The sequence below is a fragment of the Campylobacter sp. IFREMER_LSEM_CL1890 genome, assembly GCF_025772045.1.
Classification (GTDB): domain Bacteria; phylum Campylobacterota; class Campylobacteria; order Campylobacterales; family Campylobacteraceae; genus Campylobacter_D; species Campylobacter_D lari_D.
On the sequence record NZ_JAKMRK010000009.1, the window covers coordinates 59,998 to 83,732 of the forward strand.

Annotated in this window: 23 protein-coding genes and 1 pseudogene; 7 read left to right on the forward strand and 17 right to left on the reverse strand. The window is 28.0% G+C overall.

Annotated features, from left to right (window positions below):
• Position 1: 1 nt before the first annotated feature.
• Both L8W57_RS05835 and L8W57_RS05840 read left to right on the forward strand, forming a co-directional pair.
• On the forward strand, positions 2–565 hold the full coding sequence (locus L8W57_RS05835) for a DedA family protein (RefSeq protein WP_133319703.1): 564 nt from the start codon (positions 2–4) through the stop codon (positions 563–565).
• Positions 562–1,821, forward strand: coding sequence for a ComEC/Rec2 family competence protein (locus L8W57_RS05840; RefSeq protein ID WP_263662199.1), 1,260 nt, complete (start codon positions 562–564; stop codon positions 1,819–1,821). Before L8W57_RS05835 ends, L8W57_RS05840 begins: the two co-directional genes overlap by 4 nt.
• Here L8W57_RS05840 and L8W57_RS05845 read toward each other — a convergent pair.
• Genes L8W57_RS05845 through L8W57_RS05855 form a run of 3 tightly spaced genes read right to left on the reverse strand, consistent with a single transcriptional unit; the run spans position 1,768 to position 4,672 of the window.
• Positions 1,768–2,580, reverse strand: coding sequence for a YihY/virulence factor BrkB family protein (locus L8W57_RS05845; protein ID WP_133319705.1), 813 nt, complete (start codon positions 2,578–2,580; stop codon positions 1,768–1,770). The genes L8W57_RS05840 and L8W57_RS05845 overlap by 54 nt on opposite strands.
• Complete coding sequence (locus L8W57_RS05850) at positions 2,580–3,962, reverse strand: FAD-linked oxidase C-terminal domain-containing protein (RefSeq protein ID WP_133319706.1); 1,383 nt, start codon at positions 3,960–3,962, stop codon at positions 2,580–2,582. The genes L8W57_RS05845 and L8W57_RS05850 overlap by 1 nt, the downstream gene beginning before the upstream one ends.
• Positions 3,962–4,672: a plasminogen-binding N-terminal domain-containing protein gene (locus L8W57_RS05855; RefSeq protein WP_412175223.1), complete on the reverse strand. Its 711-nt coding sequence runs from the start codon at positions 4,670–4,672 to the stop codon at positions 3,962–3,964. Before L8W57_RS05855 ends, L8W57_RS05850 begins: the two co-directional genes overlap by 1 nt.
• Positions 4,673–4,799: 127 nt before the next feature.
• Between L8W57_RS05855 and L8W57_RS05860 the strand changes: the two genes are divergently transcribed.
• From L8W57_RS05860 to tpx, 3 genes are read left to right on the forward strand one after another with little or no spacing between them, the layout of a single operon-like run.
• Complete coding sequence (locus L8W57_RS05860) at positions 4,800–5,957, forward strand: M23 family metallopeptidase (RefSeq protein ID WP_133319708.1); 1,158 nt, start codon at positions 4,800–4,802, stop codon at positions 5,955–5,957.
• A 1-nt stretch (position 5,958) separates the two neighbouring features.
• A complete protein-coding gene (gene mgtE, locus L8W57_RS05865; RefSeq protein WP_133319709.1) occupies positions 5,959–7,302 on the forward strand; it encodes a magnesium transporter in 1,344 nt (447 codons plus the stop codon).
• A gap of 11 nt (positions 7,303–7,313) precedes the next feature.
• Positions 7,314–7,832 carry a thiol peroxidase gene (tpx, locus tag L8W57_RS05870; protein WP_133319710.1) on the forward strand — a complete coding sequence of 173 codons (519 nt, stop codon included), beginning with the start codon at positions 7,314–7,316 and terminating at the stop codon, positions 7,830–7,832.
• Here tpx and L8W57_RS05875 read toward each other — a convergent pair.
• From L8W57_RS05875 to waaF, 6 genes are all read right to left on the reverse strand, one after another.
• Positions 7,829–9,214, reverse strand: a complete 1,386-nt coding sequence (locus L8W57_RS05875; RefSeq protein WP_263662200.1) for a replicative DNA helicase — start codon at positions 9,212–9,214, stop codon at positions 7,829–7,831. The genes tpx and L8W57_RS05875 overlap by 4 nt on opposite strands.
• 12 nt (positions 9,215–9,226) lie before the next feature.
• The gene (gene cysK / locus L8W57_RS05880) at positions 9,227–10,129 is read right to left on the reverse strand and encodes a cysteine synthase A (RefSeq protein WP_263662201.1); all 903 of its coding nucleotides are present in this window, start codon (positions 10,127–10,129) and stop codon (positions 9,227–9,229) included.
• Positions 10,130–10,225: 96 nt separating this feature from the next.
• Positions 10,226–10,528, reverse strand: coding sequence for an HU family DNA-binding protein (locus tag L8W57_RS05885; RefSeq protein WP_039619003.1), 303 nt, complete (start codon positions 10,526–10,528; stop codon positions 10,226–10,228).
• 92 nt (positions 10,529–10,620) lie between these two features.
• Positions 10,621–11,748, reverse strand: coding sequence for a hypothetical protein (locus L8W57_RS05890; protein ID WP_263662202.1), 1,128 nt, complete (start codon positions 11,746–11,748; stop codon positions 10,621–10,623).
• Positions 11,749–11,756: 8 nt separating this feature from the next.
• The gene (locus L8W57_RS05895; protein ID WP_133319714.1) at positions 11,757–13,259 is read right to left on the reverse strand and encodes an MBOAT family O-acyltransferase; all 1,503 of its coding nucleotides are present in this window, start codon (positions 13,257–13,259) and stop codon (positions 11,757–11,759) included.
• Positions 13,260–14,180 carry a lipopolysaccharide heptosyltransferase II gene (gene waaF, locus L8W57_RS05900; protein ID WP_263662203.1) on the reverse strand — a complete coding sequence of 307 codons (921 nt, stop codon included), beginning with the start codon at positions 14,178–14,180 and terminating at the stop codon, positions 13,260–13,262.
• Positions 14,181–14,237: 57 nt separating this feature from the next.
• Here waaF and L8W57_RS05905 point away from each other — a divergent pair, with 57 nt between their 5' ends.
• Positions 14,238–15,044, forward strand: a complete 807-nt coding sequence (locus L8W57_RS05905) for a glycosyltransferase family 2 protein (RefSeq protein WP_263662204.1) — start codon at positions 14,238–14,240, stop codon at positions 15,042–15,044.
• On the opposite strand, the gene L8W57_RS05910 is transcribed toward L8W57_RS05905, so the two are convergent.
• Genes L8W57_RS05910 through L8W57_RS05940 form a run of 7 tightly spaced genes read right to left on the reverse strand, consistent with a single transcriptional unit; the run spans position 15,041 to position 21,624 of the window.
• Positions 15,041–15,757: a cytidylyltransferase domain-containing protein gene (locus tag L8W57_RS05910; protein ID WP_133319717.1), complete on the reverse strand. Its 717-nt coding sequence runs from the start codon at positions 15,755–15,757 to the stop codon at positions 15,041–15,043. The two genes, L8W57_RS05905 and L8W57_RS05910, sit on opposite strands and share 4 nt — an antisense overlap.
• On the reverse strand, positions 15,744–16,775 hold the full coding sequence (locus L8W57_RS05915) for a nucleotidyltransferase family protein (protein ID WP_133319718.1): 1,032 nt from the start codon (positions 16,773–16,775) through the stop codon (positions 15,744–15,746). Before L8W57_RS05915 ends, L8W57_RS05910 begins: the two co-directional genes overlap by 14 nt.
• Positions 16,772–17,932, reverse strand: a complete 1,161-nt coding sequence (gene neuC, locus L8W57_RS05920) for a UDP-N-acetylglucosamine 2-epimerase (RefSeq protein ID WP_133319719.1) — start codon at positions 17,930–17,932, stop codon at positions 16,772–16,774. The genes L8W57_RS05915 and neuC overlap by 4 nt, the downstream gene beginning before the upstream one ends.
• A complete protein-coding gene (gene neuB, locus L8W57_RS05925) occupies positions 17,922–18,932 on the reverse strand; it encodes an N-acetylneuraminate synthase (RefSeq protein WP_133319720.1) in 1,011 nt (336 codons plus the stop codon). Before neuB ends, neuC begins: the two co-directional genes overlap by 11 nt.
• Positions 18,919–20,040: an N-acetyl sugar amidotransferase gene (locus L8W57_RS05930; protein ID WP_263662206.1), complete on the reverse strand. Its 1,122-nt coding sequence runs from the start codon at positions 20,038–20,040 to the stop codon at positions 18,919–18,921. Before L8W57_RS05930 ends, neuB begins: the two co-directional genes overlap by 14 nt.
• A 2-nt stretch (positions 20,041–20,042) precedes the next feature.
• The gene (locus L8W57_RS05935; RefSeq protein ID WP_133319721.1) at positions 20,043–20,606 is read right to left on the reverse strand and encodes a NeuD/PglB/VioB family sugar acetyltransferase; all 564 of its coding nucleotides are present in this window, start codon (positions 20,604–20,606) and stop codon (positions 20,043–20,045) included.
• A gap of 7 nt (positions 20,607–20,613) precedes the next feature.
• Positions 20,614–21,624: an NAD-dependent 4,6-dehydratase LegB gene (locus L8W57_RS05940; RefSeq protein WP_133319722.1), complete on the reverse strand. Its 1,011-nt coding sequence runs from the start codon at positions 21,622–21,624 to the stop codon at positions 20,614–20,616.
• A gap of 77 nt (positions 21,625–21,701) precedes the next feature.
• Here L8W57_RS05940 and L8W57_RS05945 point away from each other — a divergent pair, with 77 nt between their 5' ends.
• The gene (locus tag L8W57_RS05945; protein ID WP_133319723.1) at positions 21,702–23,075 is read left to right on the forward strand and encodes a hypothetical protein; all 1,374 of its coding nucleotides are present in this window, start codon (positions 21,702–21,704) and stop codon (positions 23,073–23,075) included.
• Here L8W57_RS05945 and L8W57_RS05950 read toward each other — a convergent pair.
• Positions 23,070–23,735, reverse strand: a pseudogene (locus L8W57_RS05950) (glycosyltransferase family 2 protein); the annotation flags it as partial. The gene L8W57_RS05945 and the pseudogene L8W57_RS05950 sit on opposite strands and share 6 nt — an antisense overlap.

Here is a 23,735-nt window from a genome sequence, read left to right on the forward strand (position 1 = left end):
CATGCAAGAAATGATTGATAATCTTAGCACTTATGGTTATTTGATTTTATTTTTTTATTCTTTTGGTGGAGGAATGGTGGCCATACTTGCTGCCGGGGTACTTTGTGCAAGTTCAACTAAACTTGATTTGCATTTGTGTATATTTTTAGCCTTTTTGGCTAATACTATAGGTTCAACCCTATTATTTATTCTAGGAAAATATTATAAAAAAGACATAATGCCTTATTTTAAAAATCATAGAAGAAAAATCGCGCTTGCTATGATAAAAATCAAAAAATATGGAGATTTACTTTTAGTAGTGCAAAAATTTATTTACGGGGTAAAAACTATCATTCCTATAGCAGCAGGTCTTTGCAAATTTAGCTTTGTAAGATTTTTTATCATCAATACCCTAGCTAGTTTAATTTGGGCTATAATACTTGGTTATGCTGGATTTATTTTTGGAAACACCTTAAAGGAGGCTTTTGAAATTTTTTCAAATCATCCTTATATAGCACCTGCCTTTATAATCACTTTAATTTTTATTATATGGTTATACTTATCACGCTTTTCTAAGAAAAAATGAATTTAAAATTCTCTATAAAAGATTCTTATAGAGAATTTTTAATTTTATTATTATGTTTTTTAGCAATTTTTAGCCTAAATCTCATTTATGAATATAAAAAATACCAAAATTTTAAACTCACAAAACATTTATTGCTTAAAAATAATATCATTATATCTAGCTATCAAAAAACTAATAAAAAAGGTAAAAAATACCAAGTTTTTAAAATTAAAAATTCTGATTTTGTTTTTTACGCTACTAGTTTTAAAGATCTAAATTTAAGTAAAAATGATATTATAAATCTTAGGATTATTACTAAAAATATTAACTTTAAAGATTATCTTAGTAAAATTTTTTTTGTGCCAAGTTATGATTTTCATAAAACCAATACTCAAAAAGAAAATATCTTAGTGGGGTATTTTTTAAATCAACATCAAAATGAAAAAATCAAAGAATTTTACGGGGCTTTATTTTTTGCAAACAATGTATCAAGTGAGCTTAGAAATGATGTAAATTTTTACAATATCGCGCATTTAATTGCTATTAGTGGATATCATTTGGGCTTGTTATTTAGCTTTTGCTTTTTGATTTTTGCTCCTTTATATACCTTTTTTCACAAACGATATTTTCCTTATAGAAGTTTAAAACTTGATATTAGTATTTTTGCTTTCTTGCTTTTAATTTTGTATATATTTTTAATAGACTTTAGCCCTTCTTATATAAGAGCTTTATGTATGAGTATTTTTGCTTTTTATCTATTTAGCAAAAATATTAAAATTTTGAGTTTTAAATTTTTATTCTTAAGTGTAATTTTATGTATAAGCTTATTTCCAAAATTATTATTTAGCGTTGGCTTTTTGTTTTCAAGTTTAGGAGTATTTTATATTTATTTATATTTACATCATTTTAAAGATAATTTTTCAAAAAATTATATTCATATTGTTTTTATAAATTTTTGGACTTTTTTAGCAATGATGATTCCTGTATTATATTTCTTTCCACTTATTAGTTTTCAACAATTTTTAGGTATACCTCTAAGCATATTATTTGCTTTATTTTACCCTATAAGTTTATTACTGCATTTATTATCTTATGGAGATGTATTAGATGAAATATTATTAGCATTATTTGATTTTAAATTAAATAGTATATTGTTACACATACCATTAGAAATTTATCTTATTTATATATTTTTATCCTTCATGGCTATTTTTCATCGTTATTTAGCTCTTTTTGTAATTTCTCTTGGTTTTATTCCCTTTATTTTCTTGATTTAAAATCAAATAAACCCTTAAACCCAAAAGATAAATAATCCAAGAAATATAAATCCACAAAAAGAAAAACAATATCACAGAAAAAGAACCATATACATTTAAATAAGTTTTATTATATACAGCATAATACACAAAAATCATCTTAGAAATATACCAAATCACAGAAGCACCAAAAGAACTAATAAGCAAAGTTTTTAAATCACCTTTTTTACTCACTGAACTTGAATAAGATGTAAAAAACAAAGCCCATATAATCACATAAGGTAAAATCTCAAAAAAATTTAAAGCAATATTAAAATCATCTAAGGTTTTTTGTATAAAACCTGAAATGTAAAAACTCACTCCAAGTCCAAGTGGAGTTAATGTTGCCAAAGTCCAATAAGAACTTATACTATGCCAAAGACTTTTAGAGTCTTCTTCTAAAAGCTTATTAATAACATAATCATAACCTGAAAAAAATGCTAAAGAAGTCAAAGCCATAGCTAAAAGACCAATTAAACCAAGATTGACACTATTTTTTAAAAAAGTGTTAATATATTGTGTTATTAATTCTTGTTGAGTTGGGATTAAAAAAGTAAAAATTAAATTTTTAATTCTTTCTTGATACATTTCAAAACTTGGAATTTGAGTAAAAACCCAAAAACATAAAAATAAAAGCGGTATTAAAGATAAAATAGTATAAAAACTCAAAGCTGCAGCATAATTTAAAATTTCTTTATCTCTTATGCTTAAAAGAATTTTTATGAAGTTTTTAAAATTCATCAAAGTCCCATTTTAAAAGGATTAAGTATATTATTTGGATCAAATGCTTTTTTGATATTTCTCATCAAGTCCATTTCAGCTTCACTAAAAGCAAGCTTCATAAAAGGAGCTTTTGAAATGCCTATACCATGCTCCCCACTTAAGGTTCCACCTAAAGAAACTGTAAGCTTAAACACCTCTTCTACAGCTTCGTAACCTTTTTTAACCAACTCAGGATTATTTTTATCACTTACCATTACATTAGTATGCACATTACCATCGCCAGTATGACCAAAACAAGGGATTTTAAAACCATATTTTTTAGAAATTTCAGCTATGCCTTTTAAAAGATCAGGTAGTTTTGAACGCGGCACTGTAATATCTTCATTAAGCTTTAAATTTCCATACATTGCTATACTTTGAGAGCAGTTTCTTCTAGCAAACCAAATATTGGCTGCTTCTTGCTCATCTTTTGCTATTTTAAACTCTCTTACGCCAGATTCATAAAAACTCTCTTGCAAAATTTTTAAATCTGCTTCAATAGCCTCTTCTACATTGCCATCTACATCAGCGATTAAAATCGCACCCGCATCCATAGGTAAGCCTTTTTGGAATTTTTGTTCTAATGCTTGTATGCTTAATTGATCTAAAAATTCCATAGATACAGGAGTCACACCTTTAGCTAAAGTTTTATAAACTGCATTCATTGCTTCATCAATGCTGTTAAAAATCCCCATAGCTGTCTTTTTAAACTTTGGCAAAGCTACTAGTTTTAAAGTAATCTCACTAAGCACAGCCAAAGATCCCTCACTTGCTATTAAAATTCCAGCTAGATTATAACCCGCTACATCTTTTATAGTTTTTTTACCTGCTCTAATGATTTCTCCATTAGGTAAAACAGCTCTTAAAGCCATTACATAATCTTTAGTTATACCATACTTAGCAGCTCTCATACCCCCTGCATTTTCGCTTACATTCCCCCCTAAAGAAGAATACTCCATACTAGCAGGATCAGGTGGATAAAATAAACCATATTCTTTTGCTTTTTCTTGTAAAGCCATATTTATCACACCAGGCTGCACTACTGCAACTAAATTTTCAAGATCAATTTCTAAAATTTTATTCATATGTTTTTCAAAGCTTAACACTACTCCACCATTAATAGCTAAGCTTCCACCGGTAAATCCACTACCTGAGCCCCTAGGAATAACGATGATTTTATTTTCATTACAATATTTTAAAATTTGACTAATATCATTTTCATCTCTTGGAAAAAGCACTCCATCAGGTAAATAATGCTTTTTAGTAGCATCATAACTATACGCTCTTTTGTGGATAGGATCAAAATGAGCATTTTCAACCCCTAAAAGATCTTGAAAAAATTTTTGATGGATTTCTTGCATTATTTTTCTCTAGTTAAGCTAATTAATTTTTCATAATATACATAATAATTTCCAATTGCTTCATCATTTAAGCTAAAAATATCGCTTTTATAACCTGTAATTCTTGAATAAAATGGAATTTGCAAACTTTGAGCTTGAGGTATGTTAAATTCTTCTATCTTGCCAAAATCTTGACAATCAACTATCTCAGCTTTATTTTCTAAAGCTACCACTAAAAGCCCAACAGCATTTTTTGAACAAAAAGATCTAAAATCTGATCTTCTTGGAGTTTGGCGGTATTCTTGTATCATATGAGCACCAAATAAATCAGGGTGTAAAAAATAAAGTCCATTTAATTTTTGAGCTATAAAATCATACACATTTTTATCAGGAGCTATAATCAAGGCTCTATCATATAAATAATTTAAAACTATTTTATCGCCTACTTGTGGCAATACATTTGGTAAAGGCATAGCATCTTGAGCTAGCATATCAAAAACTTTAAATTGTAATTTAACTAAGCCATTTTCACGGCCTATCACACTAGCTCTTGCAATAATTGATTTTTGTGTATCAATTTCATGCACAACTATACCACTTGAGTGCAATAAAATTCTAGGATCATCTTTTATATAACCATAAATATCATCTACTTTTTCAAGTTTTGTTTGTATTAAATCAAAATTTTTAGCTTGCAAAAATGCTAAAAAACAACAAAGCATTAAAATAATTCTTGACAACTGATACTCCTTAAAAAAGTGTAAAAATTAAATTATATTGTATTTTCCTTACAAAATTGTAAGAAAAATTAAGTAAAATACAAATTTATGTTTAAATTTTAGAAGGCTTTAAAATACCATGAAAAAAATTTTCATATCTTTACTTATATCGATAAAACTTTTTGCTATTTCAAGTGTTGAAGAACTTTCTTGGGAGAATGGCAAAACTTTACTTGATTTTTTACAAGATCACTCCATACCTTTAAATTTATACTATAATCTTGATGCTGAAGATAAAGAACTAAGTGCAGAAATTGCAAGTGGTATTAAATACCAAATGTTAAAAGATGATCAAGGAGAATTAGAACAGGTTTTAATCCCAATCAGTGATGATTTACAAATTCATATTTACAAAAATACTGAAAATAAATTCGTATTAAGTTTTACTCCAATTTCTTATACCAAAGAAAAAAGAACTATTCGCGTAGCTATTAACAATTCAGCTTATCAAGATGTTTATGATGAAAGTGGTAGCGTAACCTTAGCAAGAGCTATGGTAAGAGCTTTTAAAAATAGTGTTAATTTTAAAAATGTTAGAAAAGGCGATAGTGTAGTATTAATTTATGAGCAAAAAAGAAGACTAGGAAGACTTTTTGGCGATATTAATATCCAAGCAGCTTTAGCTAATATTAGAGGTAAAGAATATTCTGTATTTTTATATAAAGATTCTTATTATAATGCTCAAGGAAAAGAGCTTGAAAATTTCTTTTTAACTAAACCTGTCAAATATACAAGAATTTCAGATCGTTTTACTAGAGCAAGATACCATCCTATATTAAAACGCTATAGAGCACACCTAGGTATTGACTATGCAGCTCCAACGGGTACTCCAGTTAAAAGTGCAGGAGATGGAACGATTAGCTTTGTTGGGACAAAAGGTGGTTATGGTAAGGTTGTACAAGTAAAACACATGTCAGGCTATATGACTTTATATGCTCATCTTAGTCGCTTTGCAAAAATCAAACGCGGACAAAAAGTTAAGCAAGGACAAGTGATTGCTTATGTAGGCTCTACTGGTATGAGTACTGGGCCACATTTGCATTTTGGACTTTATCTAAATAATAAAGCAATTAATCCTGAAACTATAGTTAAAATTCCAAAATCAAGCTTAAGTGGAAAAAACAAAGAAGAATTTTTAAAAATGGCAAAAGAGTATGAAAACCGCTTGCAAAGCATTGATGAAAATTATAAAAATCCACCAAAAGAACAAAATATAGAAAATTCTATGGAGCTTTGAGATGATGAATGATTTTTTAGAAGCACAAGAACTTTTAAAAAATACTTTCAAAGATCAAAGTACCTATGAAATCAATGAAGCCTTAAAAACTATTAAAAGGCATGATGAAGAGCTTTATTTAAAAACTCTTAAATCTTTTGATACTTACACACTTGCAAATGTAGCTACTATAACGCCTGAACATATCTTAGAAGATATTTTAGAAAACTTAAGCATTATAAAGATTGCAAAAGCAGTAGAAGAGCTTGAAAGTGATGATGCAACAGACTTAATTAAGCGTTTTGAAGAACTAAATCCACAAAAAACTTTAGCTATTTTAAACCGCTTAAGTTCAGAAGATAAAGAAGAAATTTTACGCCTTAAAAATTATGATGAAAATACTGCTGGTGCTTATATGCAAACAGAAATTTTCACAGCCTCTATTAATGAAAGTATAGAAAAGGCCATTAAAAGATATAGAATTTTAAAGCATTCAGGACAAGTAGATCAAATTTTTCAAGTTTATATCATAGATAAACAAGGAAAACTTTGCAATGCTATCAACCTAAGCGATCTCTTGCTTTGGGATTTTAAACTAAGTTTTGCAGATATTATTAAAAATAACAATGAAAAATATAAATGTTATAGCATTAAAGATCATGAAGATATACAAAAGGCTATTGATATAGTAGAAGATTATGATTTAAGTGTTTTGGCTGTTATAAATGATGATGGAGTGCTTTTGGGTAGAATTACTTATGATGATATTCATGATTTAATCCAAGAAAATGCAACAGAGCAAATTTATAATTTAGCCGGAGTTGATGCAGATGTTGAAGAAGAAAGTGCTTTTAAAGCAGCTAAAGCAAGAGCTTTTTGGCTCATGATTAATCTTACAACTTCATTAATTTCAGCTAATATCATCAGTCTTTTTTCAGGTGAAATAGAACAACTTGTAGCTCTAGCAGTACTTATGCCTATTGTAGCTTCCATGGGAGGTAACACAGGCTCACAAGCCTTAGCGGTAACAGTTAGAAAACTCTCACTCAATGAAGTAGAATTTAAAGATGCTAAAAAAGTTATATTAAGAGAAAGTGGAATTTCTTTATTAAATGGGCTTATATTTGCTAGCGTTATGAGTATTATAGCTTTTATATGGTTTAAAACAGCCCTTTTAGGACTTGTTATAGCTTTGTCAATGCTAATCAATCTAGCCTTAGCCGGTTTTGTAGGCTCTTTTGTGCCATTAACTTTGAAAAAATTTAAAATTGATCCTGCAGTAGGTTCAAGTGTTGTAATTACTGCAATTACTGATGGTTTGGGTTTTTTCAGCTTTTTACTCTTAGCTAAGATGATTTTATTATAAAAAGGAAAATTGTGTCAAGCATTATATATAAAAAACAAAACATAAAACTCACAGGAAATCAACTACAAATTGGCGATAATGCTCCAAAAGTGACTTTAAAAACTAAAAATCTTGCCTCAGTAGAAATAGCACCACCTGGAAAAACTCAAATTTTACTAACTTTTCCTAGCTTAGACACTCAAGTATGTTCCAAACAAGCTAAAGAAACTAACAAAAGATTGGCATCTATAAAAAACATTGAAGTGATTGTTATTAGCATGGACTTACCTTTTGCTATGGATCGTTTTTGTGCAACTGAAGGAATTGATAATATCATAGTTGCAAGTGATTTTGCCTTTAAAGATTTTGGCACTAATTATGGAGTATTAATACATGATAGTATATTTGCAGGATTATTAGCAAGATCAGCTTTTGTAGTTAAAGATGAAAAAATAATATACAAACAGCTCGTAAAAGAGCTGATGGGAAAAATTGATTTTAAAGATTTAGAGCTTTTTATACAAAACGATTATCGCTATTCTTTAAATTAACCTTCAAAATTGGTAACCACAAAATCTTCTTTTGGAGCTTCAATAAAGCACGATTTTTCTTTTAAGAAAAGCAAATCCACATGCCCTACAGGACCATTTCTATTTTTACCTATAATAAGCTCAGCCTTTTCTTGCACAGGATTTGGCATAAATTTTCTCTCATAAGTTTTGCCTTCATTTTTAGCTTTATTTTCTCTTTCTTTTTCTTCTTGCTCTCTATAAACCTCATCCCTATATACAAATAAAATCGTATCTGCATCTTGCTCTATAGCGCCACTTTCTCTTAAATCACTAAGCATAGGACGCTTATTTGCTCTACTTTCTAATGAACGATTAAGCTGTGAGAGTGCCACTACTGGCATATTTAATTCTCTTGCTAAAAGCTTTAAGCCTCTTGAAATTTCACTCACCTGCAAATGCCTATCATTAAAAGCTGAGTTACTCATCATAAGACCGATGTAATCAACTACACAAAGCTCAATACTCTCATCTTGAGCCTTAATTTTGCGTAAAATTGAACGAATGTCTGCTATACTAGCATAACCGCTATCATAAATATAAAGATTTTTTTGTGCATACTCATTACAAGCATCACCTACCCTACTCCACTCATCATCGTTTAAATCTGCGATTAGAATTTTTTGCAAAGGAATGGAAGTTTTTGCACTGATTAATCTTTGCATGATTTGCGTAGCAGGCATTTCTAGTGAAAACATCACAACACCTTTATTTTGTCTTAGTGTTTTTTCTATAAAATTTAAGCAAATTGTAGTTTTTCCCATGCCAGGGCGTGCTGCGATGATTACAAGATCGCCAGGTTTAAAGCCTTTTGTCATTTTATTAAGCTCACTAAAACCTGTATCAAGTCCCAAAATATCTTTATTTTCAGCTTCTTTTTGCTTTTTAAACTCATCCATAAGCTCAGACATCACCATAGTCATATCCTTAATACTATTACTATTTACACGGTTTGTAAGATTAAAAATTTCTTTGCCTATTTCATCTGAGATTTGAGAAATGCTTTTATCTTCATTAACCCTTGTAGGTATAGTATAAGCAAAATTTAAAAGTTGGCGTCTAATGGATTTTTCTCTTAATTCATAAGCGTATTTACTCACATCTGCTATGGAAGTAGTAGCTAAAACTTCAGCTAAAATTTGCTCATCTACTTTTTTATGTTTTCTTATAAAACTTGCACTTATAGGCTCGCCTGTATTCACACAAGCTAAAATAGCTTTATAAATATCTTGATGAGCTTTGAGCGAAAAATCATTAATCTCAATATCCGAAGAAACACTAAAAAAAGAATCTTCACTATATATACAAGAACTTAAAATCGCCCTTTCAAGATCTAAATCAAAATGCTCATTATTTTGACTCATACACACCCCTAATTATAAATTTGCAAATAAATCAGTTGACAAATATCGCTCGGCTGTATCATTTAACATAGTCAAGACTTTTTTATCAGGGTTTTCTAAAGCAATTTTTCTAGCCATATATACATTTGCACCACTTGAAATTCCTGCCATTATGCCATTTTTACCAAGCTCTAAGGCTGTATTTATAGCATCTTCATTGCTTACACAAACTATCTCATCTATGATTTTTTGATTTAAAATTTTAGGGATAAAATTTGCACCTATACCTTGAATTTTATGGCTTGCAGCGGTATTTTGGCTCAAAAGTGGCGAAGATGCGGGTTCTAAGGCTATGATTTTAACATTAGGATTGTGTTCTTTTAAAATTTCTCCTACCCCGCTAATAGTCCCGCCTGTACCAAAACCTGCTAAAAAAATACCAAGATCGGGTAAAGCTTTTAAAATTTCTAAAGCAGTATTTTTTTTATGTGCGTTTTTGTTGTTGATATTTTCAAATTGACTTACCATAAATGAATTTGGAATTTCACTCAAAAGCTCATTAGCTCTATCAAGCGCCCCTTGCATACCTTTGCTTGCTTGAGTAAGCTCTAGCTTTGCACCAAAAAAACTCATCATTTTTCTACGCTCAATACTCATAGACTCAGGCATAGCTATGATAAGTTTAAGCTTTAAGCTTGCACAAATCATTGCTAAAGCTATGCCGGTATTTCCACTTGTAGCTTCTATAATGGTTGTTTCTTGATTGATTTTACCTTCATTTAAAGCTTGTTTTATCATCTCCACAGCCGCTCTATCTTTTATAGAATGACTTGGATTAAAATACTCGCATTTAGCATAAAGATTTGGAGCAAATTCTTTTAAAGAAATAATCGGGGTATTACCTATACAATCTAAGATATTATTATAAACTGACATTGTCTTCCTTTAATATTTTTAAAAACAATATCAAAAGAAAATTAATACTTAACTATGAAGAAAAACGCAAAAGTTTTTTAACTTTTGCGCAAAGAATTATTTTTTAGCTTTTTTAGCAGTTTTAGCAGCAGCAACTGCATCTTTAAGGTTTTTACCTACTTTAAATTTAGCAACTTTAGTAGCAGGTACTTTAATAGTAGCACCAGTGCTTGGCACTCTAGCTTCTCTAGCAGCTCTTTCAGCTACAGAAAATGTACCAAAACCGATAAAGCTAATGCTATCACCTTTAGCTAATACATCAGTAATAGTAGCGATTACTGCATCAGTAGCTGCAGTTGCATCTTTTTTAGTTAGCCCAGCAGTTTGAGCAACTTGAGAAATAAAATCTGCTTTAGTCATAAAAAGCTCCTTGATTAAAAATGATTGTTAAGTTTAACACATTTATCAAGCTTTTGCAAGAGGTTTTCATGCAAAAAAAGCTTTTATTTACACTATTTATCTAAAATACCGCTTGCTTTTATTTGCTCAATTAAAGGATTTAAATCATAATTTTTGATTTTTTCTTCCGTAATTTTAAAATACTCATCCATATTTTCAGGCGTTAAAATGTTTGTTTGGTTTTTAATAGCATCAAGTTGCATTGAATTCATGTCTATATTATAGTGATTTAAGTCTTTATAATTTGCAATATCATCTGCATAATCTAAATCATCAAATCCATATATTTTAACATTTTCAAGTGTTTTTGACTTTAAAATAATATATTTTACCAAATCTACCCATTGTTGGTAATATTGAAAATCAACCTGTGCCATCTTGTGATAAACTCTAGAATAAGTTGGTAAGATTAAAGAAAACTGGACATTTGGATACATTTTAGCATAGTTAAATATGTAAATATCAATATGATTTTTTAAAACATTAAGATCTATACTCGAATAATCATGTATGTAATTTCCATTGTATAATTGCACAATTTTTTTAATATCCTTTCGGACACCCTCTTCTATATTTTTAATCCAATTTCCAATCCCTCCAAATTGTTTTTGTGCAATTGGGCTTTTAATCCATTTTGGTAAATTTTCTAACTCAGTATCATCTCCAACACATTTTTTATTACTAGAAAATTTCAATGCGCAGAAAATAAATTTTTTATTAAGATAAATTTTTAAATCATTATAGGTGTTTTGATCATATAAATAGCTAAAATTAGAAAAATTTTGAAATTTTACATCCATAATTGCAAATTCATCTAAAGATATTACTAAATGTTTAATAGTATGTTTTTTCAATATATAGTCTAAAATAATCTTTCTTTGTTCAAAAGTGCTTCCACCTATTGATAAATTGATAAATTGCCCTCCAAGTTTAGAAGTTGCTTCAAAAGATGAAGTATTTTGAAGCATTGAAGTTCCAAAAATTATAGAATCAAATTTATTGTGATCAATTATACCTTTGGAGCTAATAGTTAAATCATTGTAATATGTTTTTTTTCTAAACCAAGGTTCATGATAAAGTTGCAATGGATCATACACATAAAGTAAAACTCCTAAAAACAATATAAAAGGCAAAGGTATTACTAAAGAATAAATTACAAATTTTTTATATGATTTAAACATTTTTATCCTTAGAAATTAAAATAAATAAATTCAGTATAAGGAACTACTCCTAAAGTTATCAAAGCTATATATAAAAAAAGCATGACTAATAAAGAATTTATATAACTAGTTTTAAACTTTTCAAGTTTTTCAATACTATTTTTAAACCCAATACATAAAATCATACAAACGATGATATAAATTAAAGTTTCATTGCTACCACTAATTTGCGCTAAAGATTCTTTCATTCTATGCCATTTTATTGGTAAATCTACCCAAGTTAAACCAAACATAGCTTTTAAAAGATTTATAGCACCTTGAAGACTTTCGCTTCTAAAAAATATCCACGCAAGATTAATAAAATTAAAAGTTATAAACCATGCAAATATTTTATAAATAATATTTTCTTTAAATTTAGCATTTAGGATTATAAATACATATATTCTATGAAGCACCATAGCTAGTCCATGCAACACTCCCCATATCACAAAACCCCATCCAGCTCCATGCCATACTCCACTTACAAAAGCCACTATAAAAAGATTTCTTAAATTTATAATCTTAGAAACCCTATTACCACCCAAAGGTATATATAAATAATCTTTTAAAAATTTACCTAATGTTATATGCCATCTTCTCCAAAAATCACTTATATTCAATGCTTTATAAGGAGAGTTAAAATTAATAGGAAGTTTTATACTAAAAAATAAAGCTATACCTATAGCCATATCACAATAGCCACTAAAATCAAAATAAAGCTGAAAAGTATAAGATAAAGAAGTTGCCCAAGCTTCAAAAATATTTAAAGCACCTCCATTTTCAGCTATCTTAAACCCTGCATTAGCCCAAAGCGCAAAAGAATCAGCAATATATACTTTCTTAAATAAACCCATAGAAAATATAAATAATCCTTTGGCTATATTTTCCCAATTAATAAGAATAGAATTATTCCAAAGCATACTTTTAAATTGAGGCATCATTTCTTTATGATGCACTATTGGACCTGCTATAAGCTGAGGAAAAAATGTTACAAACAAAGCATAATCTAAAATATTTATTTTATATGTATTTTCACTTTTTAAACCTTCTATATTTGTTCTTTTATAACAATCTACTAAAAAAGCAATTTGCTGAAAAGTAAAAAAAGATATAGCTAAAGGTAGTAATATATGCGGTAAAGGAATATTAAAATCTAGTTGGACTATTTGAAAAAATACATTAAAATTTTCTAAAAGAAAATCGGTGTATTTGAAAAAAGCAAGTAAGACTAAATTAAAAAACACTCCGCTATAAAATAATAGCTTTATCCTCCCCCTATTAAGTAAAATTAAATTTGCAAGATAAAAATTCACACCCATAGAAAGCAATAAAATCAAAACATATTCAAGCTTCCAAAAGGCATAAAAAAATAAACTTGCTAAAACTAAAAATAATTTTGCACTTTGAATATGATTAAATTTTTTAAGCATATAAAATATAATTAAAGTTATAGGTAAAAATATAAATATAAATTCATAAGAACTAAAAACCATTCACACTCCTAAAATATTTTTTGCTAAATTTATTACCATTTCAGGCTTTAAATCTTTCATACATTTGTGGTGTTTTAAAGGGCAGACCTTTTGCATACAAGGCATACAAGCTAAATTTAAATGTGCTATTTTAGCATTTTCTTGCCAAGGCGAAGTTTGACTAAATTTAGTCGAGCCAAAAATAGCCACCGTTTTCACCCCATAAACTGCACCTATATGCATAGGACCACTGTCGTTTGTGATGAGCAAATCAAGCATAGAAATATTTTTACATAAAGTATAAATACTAGTTTTACCACAAAGATTTTTTGATTTGATACCTTCTTTTAGAAGAAAATACTCAATTTCATCACAAATTTCTCTCTCACTTTCTACTCCAAAGATCAAAATTTGATGAGTTGAGCTAAATTCTTTTGCTACCCTTGCAAAATAGCTCACTTCCCATCTTTTGGCACTTCCAAAATGCGCACCCGGGTTTATACCTAAGATTTTTTGAGTTGATTTTGCTTTTATAGGGAGTTTTAAAGCATTTGAAGTGGCTTTAAAATTTAAGGCTTTTTCTATGAAATTTAAGTATTTTAAGACTTGGTGTTCTTCTTTTAGAATATTTTTATCAAAATAAAATCTTTTTTTTGCTTTGATTAGATTTAAAATGATCTTACTTGAAAATGCCGAGCGAAATGAAAAAGCTAGATCAAATTTACCAAGATTTTTTCTAGCTTTTAAAATTTGCTTATATCTTTGCTTTTTATTTTCTACTAAAATTTGAGCATTTTCAAAGCGTTTAAAAAGCTCTGTGCTCACAAAAGAACCATAAAAAGTAAATTTAGCTTGAGGATATTTTTCTTTTATAGCATAAATAGCCGCACTAGCCATCACCGCATCGCCAAGCCAAGTAGGAAGGTTGATAAAAATATTCATAATTTTCCTTAAAAATAAAAGCTATAATTATATCATCACTTTATTTAAAGAGCTAAAATGAGTCAAATTTCAATTATACTACCAACTTATAATGTAGAAAAATATATTGCTAGAGCATTAGAAAGTTGTATAAACCAAACTTTTAAAGATATAGAAATCATTATAGTAGATGACCTTGGCAATGATAAAAGTATAGATATAGCTAAAGAATATGCTAGTAAAGATGATAGGATAAAAATCATACACAATGAAGAGAATTTAGGAACTTTTGCTAGTAGAAATATAGGTGTATTAAATGCAAAATCAGATTTTATAATGTTTTTAGATCCTGATGATTATTTAGAGCTTAATGCTTGTGAAGTTGGGCTTGAAAAAATCAAAAATGTAGATATGGTAGTGTTTGATGCATATGTACATAGGGTGAAATTTAAGAAATTTTATAGATTTAAACAAGATGAACTTTTTAAAAAAGATGAATTTTTGGAATTTTTACTTAAACAAAAGCATTTTTGTTGGAGTGTTTGGGCAAAAGTATATAAGAAAAATTTGATTTTAAAAAGTTTTGAGCATGTTGATTTTAAAGAAAAACTTTGTTATGGAGAAGATGTGCTTTTTAACTATATAAATTTTATGCTAAGTGAGAGCTTTTTTGTATCGCAAGAATGCATATACCGCTATGAATTTAATGAAAATGGTAGATATGAAAACAAAAATAAAGAAATTTTATGGCAAAATTACATGCATAAAAAGCAAAGTTTAAAATACATTAAAAAATTAACTAATATTTTTCAATATAAGCATTTTAATAAAAAAATATTAGAAGTTTTAGAAAAAGAAATTTTAGGGTTAGAGAGTAGGATTTAAATATACTCACTTTTTAACAACAAACTAGCCATTTTAAAATCATAATCCGTATCAATATCTATAGAATAAATAGACTCCATTTTGTAAGCAAAGCTATTTGGCATAAAAAAACCTTTATATTGCATAAATTCTTTTATTTTTGCTATATAAATAGCACCATTAAGTCTGTAATGTTTCTCTAAATCTTGTGAGCGTAAATTTTTAATCTCTGAAGGCAAAAATAAATCCATAGCGCCATTTTCTGGTATAGTATTACTCCAAAGAGGAGAGTGTTCACACTCACAAACACTAATTACAGAATTAGCGTTTTTCTTAAAAAATAAATCCAACGCCTCATCAATATGTTTATTATTTCTCAAAGGACTTGTAGGTTGTAACAAAACAATATATTTAAAACTAATATTTTTATCAGCATAAAAATCAATAATATTTTTTATAACATCAAAAGAAGATGATGTATCATCTGATAAAGATCTATCTCTTAAATAAGGCACTTGCGCTCCATATTGCATTGCTATCCTTGCATATTCTTGAGAATCTGTGCTAACCATGACATTTTTTATATATTTAGACTTTAAAGCAGCTTCAATACTCCATGCGATTAAAGGCTTGTTTTTTAAAATTTTAATGTTTTTATGAATAAGACGCTTACTTCCACTACGCGCAGGAATGATTGCCAAAATATCATTTAAACTATTCTTAATTATTTGCATCAATAATCGCCTTTTCATATTCTTCAAGTCTTCCTATATCAATCCAATAATCTTGTAATATATAAGAATTTATTTTTAATTTTTTATCTAACAATCGCTTAATCAAATTAGGCATATCCAAATACACATCTTTTTTGATATACTTTAAAACTTCTGGTTCTAATACATAAATTCCAGCACTAACTAAAAATTTCTGCATAGGTTTTTCTTCTATATCTTTTATATCATTGTTAGAAATTTTCACAACACCGTAAGGAATTTGTTGCTCAAATTCTCTAAGTACCACACTCATCACTGCTTTACTTTTTTTATGCTCTTGAATAAGTTGATCAAAATCAAGTTTAGTTAAAATATCTCCATTCATAACAATAAATGATTTTTTCATATCTTTCACCAAAGACAAAGCCCCGGCAGTGCCAAGTTTTTGTTTTTCTTTAATATAAGAAATTTCAACACCCCAACTTTTGCCTTCTTGAAAATAATCACAAATAACTTCTTTTTTATAATTTACACAAAATATAAACTTTTTAAAACCTTGTTCTTTGAAATTTAAAACAATATTTTCGAGTATTGGTTTTTTACCTATTTTTAACATAGGTTTTGGAGTATTTTTGGTAAGTTCACCCAATCTACTTCCAAGACCTCCAACCATTAGAACTACTTCATTTTCAAAACTTTTTTCTTTAAGAATTGAAGCAATAGATTTTATAGCTATGACTTCATTTTCACTATTTAAGACAGGAAAATCATAAATATCAGTTTGACTAGCTAATTTTAAAAGCTCTTCTTTACTTGTATTTTCTTTAATGGTTAACGAATTCTTAGTATAAATTGTTTCTATGCTATCTTCAAGCTTTTTGCCATTTAATAAAGCTCTTCTAATGTTAGAATCACTAATTACACCTAAAAATTTATCATTTTCTACCACCAAAGCTATTCTAACACGCTCACTACCTATAATTTTTAAAGCTTCTTGTATGCTTGCATTTTTAGCAAGTTTTAATTTTTCAATACTCATTGCATATCCACAAATTTTTTATATAAAATTTTTTCCAAAGAAATATTTTTTAAAATATCCTTTATCATTAGACTTGTATTTTTACCTTCACACTCAAAAGGATTAATGAAATTTTTTAGCTTATCTTGATATTCTTTGGTATTAACATACAAAAACGCTTGTTTTAAATGATAAATATCACAATTTATAATATTATCAGCAAAAATTCTTCCTTCTTGCCTGTTACCTATATTGATACAAGGAATTCTTAAAAAAGGACTTTCGCAAATTCCACTAGAGCTATTTCCTATAAGTATATTTGCTATTTTCATTAAACTTAAGTATCTTTTAGAGCCCAAATTATCAAATAACTTTGCTTTATGAGATTGTTTTATACAATACTCATTTAAAAGCTCATTAATATATAAGCCATTCTCATCAGCATTTGCTTTCGTAAAAATTAAAGTAGAATTTTCCAAATTATCTAAAAATTCAAGCAATAATTTTATTTCTTTTTTAACGCTTGATTTTTGTATCGTTTGAGGATGATAAGTTATTAAATATATATTTTCATCAAATATCAAATTCAATTCTTTTTGCAAATCTTCCTTGTTTAAAAAATTCATATTATTGATATTTTCTCCCCCTAGAGAACCTACATTAAAAACTCTATCTTTACTTTCTCCAAGTTGCAAAATTCTATTTGCATAAGTTTGAGTACTAGCAAAATGCAAATGCGCCATTTTACTAATAGCATGCCTAATGCTATCATCAATAGCTCCCAAGGTAAGCTCACCTCCACAAAGATGCGCTAAGGGAATTTGCATTATCAAACAAGCACTAGCACAAGAGAGCATTTCATATCTATCGCCTAATATCACCACAATATCAGGTTTTAATTCTTCAAAAGCTTCACAAAGTGAAATTTGTAAAAGCCCCATACTTTTACAAATACCTACACCATCATTGTTATTAAGCAAAATGGGAATTTTTTTATTTACTTTAAATTCTTTTTCAATCTCTTGACAAGTAAAACCAAAATCTTGACTTAAATGAGCTGCTGTAACAATAAGCTGCAAAGTTAATTCATTATCTTGTTCAATGTATTTGCATAAATTTCTTAATAAATACCATTCGGCTCTAGTGCCACTAATAACACAAATTTTTCTATTCATCAATTAACTCATCTTCAGCATAATCTCTACTAGCAATTTTACCTAAATATTTATCATATTTCATAGCACAAATTCCATCCCCCGGTCGCTTTGTGGTAAGATTTTCTTCACTAAAACATTCGCCCTTTTTTATAACTTTTTTAGCTACAAGAGATTTTCTAGCAATGGCTTTGTTTTTAATTTCGCTTTTGCTTGGAATTTTAACACCATTTCCAAAAGCTTGTTCTAGCTCTCTTATGGATTTAATCATAGCTTTTAATTCTTCAGGTTCTAAGGAAGCTTGATGATCAGGCCCTTGCATACTTTTATCTAAAGTAAAATGTTTTTCTATCACACAAGCTCCCATAGCTACAGCTGCTATAGGTATAGTTATACCCAAAGTGTGATCAGAATATCCTACGGGCAAACAAAAGGCTTTTTTTAAAGTTTGCATAGCTCTTAAATTTACATCTTCAAAAGGTGTAGGGTATTCTGTATTACAATGTAAAATAATGATTTTATCTCTTTGAGTGCCATTTTGCACCAAAATATCTAAAACTTTTTCAATCTCACCTAAAGTGGCCATTCCTGTCGATAAGATGATATTTTTATTAAAACTAGCAATTTTTTTCAAGTAAGGAAGATTAGTTAATTCTCCGCTTGGAATTTTAAAAATTTCTATATCAAATTTTACAAGCAAATCAATACTTTCTAAATCAAAAGCAGTGGAAAGAAATTTAATATTAAATTTTTTACAATGTTCTATTAAAATTTCATGATCTTGTTTAGAAAGTTCTAATTTTTTAACCATATCAAGCTGGCTTTGATTTTCATCAGTAGCTTGGAGTTGATACTCTGCTTTTTTGGCATTTTTACTTATACAATTTTCAGCTACAAAGGTTTGAAATTTTACAAAATCAGCCCCAGCTTCACTAGCTACTTCTATAAGCTTTTTAGCTAAATTTATATCACCATTATGATTAACTCCAGCTTCTGCTATAACAAGAGTTTTATTGTATTTCATTTTTTAATTTATATTCTCCAAATTCATTCTTATAAAATAACTCATTATTATAATGCTTTTCTACTATACTCCAAAATTTAGATTTTGAAATACCTAAAAAATTACAAAAATCTTCTATACATTTATTATCCAAATTATGATCTTTTTGTTTTACTATTTTTACGGCTTCATCTCTGCTTAAAAGTCCATATCTTATAAATCTAGCTGCATAATCACTAGCCATAGCATGGCCAAATTTTGGGTATTTCATCCATGGATGAATTAAATAAGCAATACTATCAACTTGATCAAAATTTTCAGCACAATGTCTCCTGTCCCATTCTCCATTTAAATCACTAAACCCTCTATTTTTGGCAAAAACATAATTAGAATAAGAATTCCATTTAACAAAATAACTCAAGTATATAGGATGAAGATTACCCAAATCGTCTTTTTGTGGATCAAAAAACAATTGCAAATTCTCTTCCTTTATTTCATCATCTATAAATTCATTAATATCCAAATCACTCGCTACTCCATTTAAAAAAATACCACTTGCATCAGAAGTTTCAATGTTGTCATTCCCGCCATATTCATATGAAATATTTTCCCCATAGACAAGCAAAGGTGTATTAAATTTCAAAGCCATAGCAAAAGGGTAAGAATAGATTAATCTATCTATAAACCAGGTAGGTTTTCCATACTTTTCAAAGGTTTTCAACATAACTTTTTTTTGAGTTTTTATATCAGGTTTTAAGCTTATAAGATGACAGCCAAATTCTTCAGAAATATTTTTTAAATTTTTCTTCCCAGTTTCAGTCATAGTAAAATTATCTTCTACGCTAAATAAAATAGGATTCATTCCTAATTTTTCTTTCATAATATGTACTTGAAAATGAGAATCTTTGCCCCCACTTACCGCAATAGCACAATCATACTCATACTTACCATTCATTCTTCTATATTTATCACAAAGTTTTTCTAATTCTTTAAATCTAGCTTCATAATCAATATTTTCTTTATTTTTATGATTTACACAAGCTGAACAAATATTTTTACCATTTTTATCTTTACTAAATTTTATCCCTGGTCTCGTATCTGGCATTACGCAATAATCACAATATTTCATCATTATACTCCTTTCATATATACTATACTATCTTCGCCTAAAATACTACCATGTTTTAAATGAGTATTTGACCCCAAAAAACTATGCTGCTTTATCAAACAACCCCCATTAACAACACTAGCTGTACTAATATGACAAAAATTTTCAATTATAGCATCATGTTCAACTAATGCTTTTGAATTTATTATACAACCTTTACCTATCTTGACATTTGTATTTACCAAGGCATGATGCATTATTATACTTGCCTCATCAATAAAAGATCTTTTTGACACATGAGCAAGCGGCGAAATAATAGTTGGCAATCTAAAACCTATAGTTTTCAACTTATCATAAATTTGCACTCTCGGCAATGAAGTTTTAATTTGTCCAATACCAATTAAGGCATATTTATATTCTTTAAATAATTTTTTTAAATCATCATCATTCCCAAGCAATGGATAATACGCACTTTCTATATCATTATCCACAAAACCAACAATTTCAAATTTACCTTCAAGCTCTATAACATCCATACATGCTCTTGCATGTCCTCCAGCTCCAATAATGATTATTTTTTCTTTCACAAAAATCCTAAATATTATAAATATCACTTTTATATTTTTTTAAATTTAAAGAACTACTAAACCACTCTATAGTTTGAGCTAAACCTTTTTCTATATCATATTGTGGTGAAAAGTTAGTAAGGCTTTTAATCTTGCTATTGTCACACCATAGCCTAAATACTTCACTATTTTCAGGCCTTATGCGTTCATTTTCTGTGATAAATTCTACATTTGATTTCATAAGTTTTTTAATGAGTTCTAAAGTATCTTTTATGCTTATTTCATAATTTGATCCTATATTTACCACTTCACCTATAGCCTTTTGGCATTTAGCTAACTCTAAAAACCCTAAACAAGTATCTTTTACATAATTAAAATCTCTAGTAGGACTTACATCTCCAAGCTTTATTTGTTTAGCTCCATTTGCAATTTGAGTGATGATAGTTGGGATCACCGCCCTTGCGCTTTGCCTTGGGCCATATGTATTAAAAGGTCTTGCTATGGTCAGTGGGAGATTGAAAGCATTATAAAAACTCATTGCCATAGCATCAGCACCTATTTTGCTTGCTGAATATGGACTTTGTGCTTGCAAAGGATGTTTTTCATCAATAGGCACATACAAAGCCGTACCATAAACCTCGCTTGTACTTGTGTGAATAATACGCTTTACATTATTTTCCAATGCACTTTGGCAGATATTTAAAGTACCCTTTATATTAACATCTACATAACTATCTGGAGCAACATAAGAAAAAGGTATGGCTATTAAAGCTGCTAAATGAAAGATGATTTCTACATCTTGAGTGATATTTTTACAAAAATGTGGATCTCTAATATCTCCACAAACTACTTCAATATCTTTTAAACACTCTATATCTTCAAGCCAACCCCAATAATTAAAAGAATTATACTGACTTAAAGCTTTAATTTTATAACCATAAAACAAAGAATTCTTGTCTTTAGTTTGTGTATAAAGCATTTCAACTAAATGCGAACCTATAAAACCATCTGCACCTGTGACTAATATATTCTTACTCATAATTCTTCTTTAAATATTTTACTAAAGTTGCTTTTTACAAACTATATTATATAATAAAAATAAAAATAAGGAAAATAATGAAAAAAATAATCCTAATAGATCTAGATTTACAGTTAATAGAGCAATTTTTATCTTTTAACAAATATATTAAGATAGATATGTTAATTACCAATGATATAAAAAGAGCCAAGGAAAAGTATAAAGAGTTTGTAAAATTTTTTTATCCGCAAGGACAAATCAGAGAAAAAATAAATAATATTCATAAAATAAATTATGATTTAAAATATGAAGAAATATTAAAATTTAGATCAACTCAATATAAACTTGAAAAATATTACCATAGGTATTATCTAGATACTGGTGTAATACAAAATTTATATTATAAAGCACTTTCTTTCTGGCTTGATTATTTTAATAACAACCGCATCGATATGATATTTTCCGATCAAATAGAGCATGGTGGTGATTGGGATAGCATTCCTTTTGATATTGCTTTAAAACACAACATCCCAGTTTATCTACTATCAATATCTAGTGATTTTAACAATCAACAAATCTATCAACTATTACATTTAAATAGTCATAGTTTTAAAAACATAAAAAGTATCAACAAAACTAAAGTAAACCTCTATAATTTTTTTAACAATTCAACATCAAATAAAAAAATAGGAATTAAAAATCCTTTAAAATATTTTTATAAAACAAAAATAAAAACCCTACCTAGAATAATTCAAAGAAAATTGGGAGGTATATATTTAGAGTACAACTTAATTAAAAACAAAGAAATGTTTTTTCTTTCAAAATATGAAATATATAGACAGTCTGTATATATAAACAATCTTCGAAAAATATATAAGAAAATTTCACAAAAAGCTGATTTTGAAGATAATTATATATACTTTCCATTACACCTAGAACCAGAAGCTTCAATTATGAATAGAACAACACTATCATCTCAATTATTTATTATTGAACTCCTATCAAATTTATTGCCCAAAAATTGGAAAATTTATGTCAAAGAACACCCGCATCAATTTTTTTGCTATGAAAACGAATTGCCATATCTAAACAATATTCATTATTTTAGAAGCTTAAAATTTTATGAATTTTTAGAACAGATGTCAAATGTAAAAATTATAGATATAGATACGAACTCTACTGAACTTATAAAATATTCTAAAGCTACATGTGCAATAGCTGCAACATCTCTAATAGAAGCAGTTCTATTAAAAAAACCTATTATAAATTTTGGTGAAAATACTAATTTTATTGAATTACTCAATGAATGTTTTAATATTCGCTCTAAAGAAGATTTAGCAAAAGCTATTGATAAAATTCAAAAAAATTTTATTCCCAAATATGATGATTTAGATTATATTTTAGAAAACTACACTTTTCTCCAAACAAATAATACAAAAGAAATACAAGATATAATACAAATTCTTTTATAATTTCTTAATATAAAAATAATTTCTAAAAATCACATATCTGATTTTAGAAATTTTATAAGGTTTTAATAGTTGTAATTTCTCTTTAATACACAAAGGATCTTTACCAATTTTTTTAATTTTAAATGCATTTTTGATATAAAAGTATAAAATAACATCTCTTAATAGTGAAGAAATTTTTTTATCATGATAATTTTCTATAAATCGCACTAATTCTAAACTAGTTTGCACCCAACTAGCGCATTTAAAATACTCTTTTGCTAAAGTTGCATTCTCTTCAAATGCAATAAATATATCTTTAAAATATGGAAGAATATTATCTTTGGTAATTTTTTTATCTTGATTTGTCAAAGAATTAGCTCGAATTCTATAATAATAAAATATTTTAGGATAAATATAAATATTCTTAGCTTGCGAAAAAAGCAAAATTCCAAATAAATGATCTTCAGCAAAAATACCATCTTTAAATTTTATTTTTTTATCTATTATATGATTAAAATTTATCATACCTGAACAAGCAAAAGAAAAATCTTTCATCTTGCTTCTTGCTAAATGTCGCAACCATTCTAATGGAGTAATCTTTTTTTCTTGTTTTATATTAATATCTTTTAATCTACTACTTTGACTTTGATTTTTACAAGATATTTCATAGTATTTTGCCTC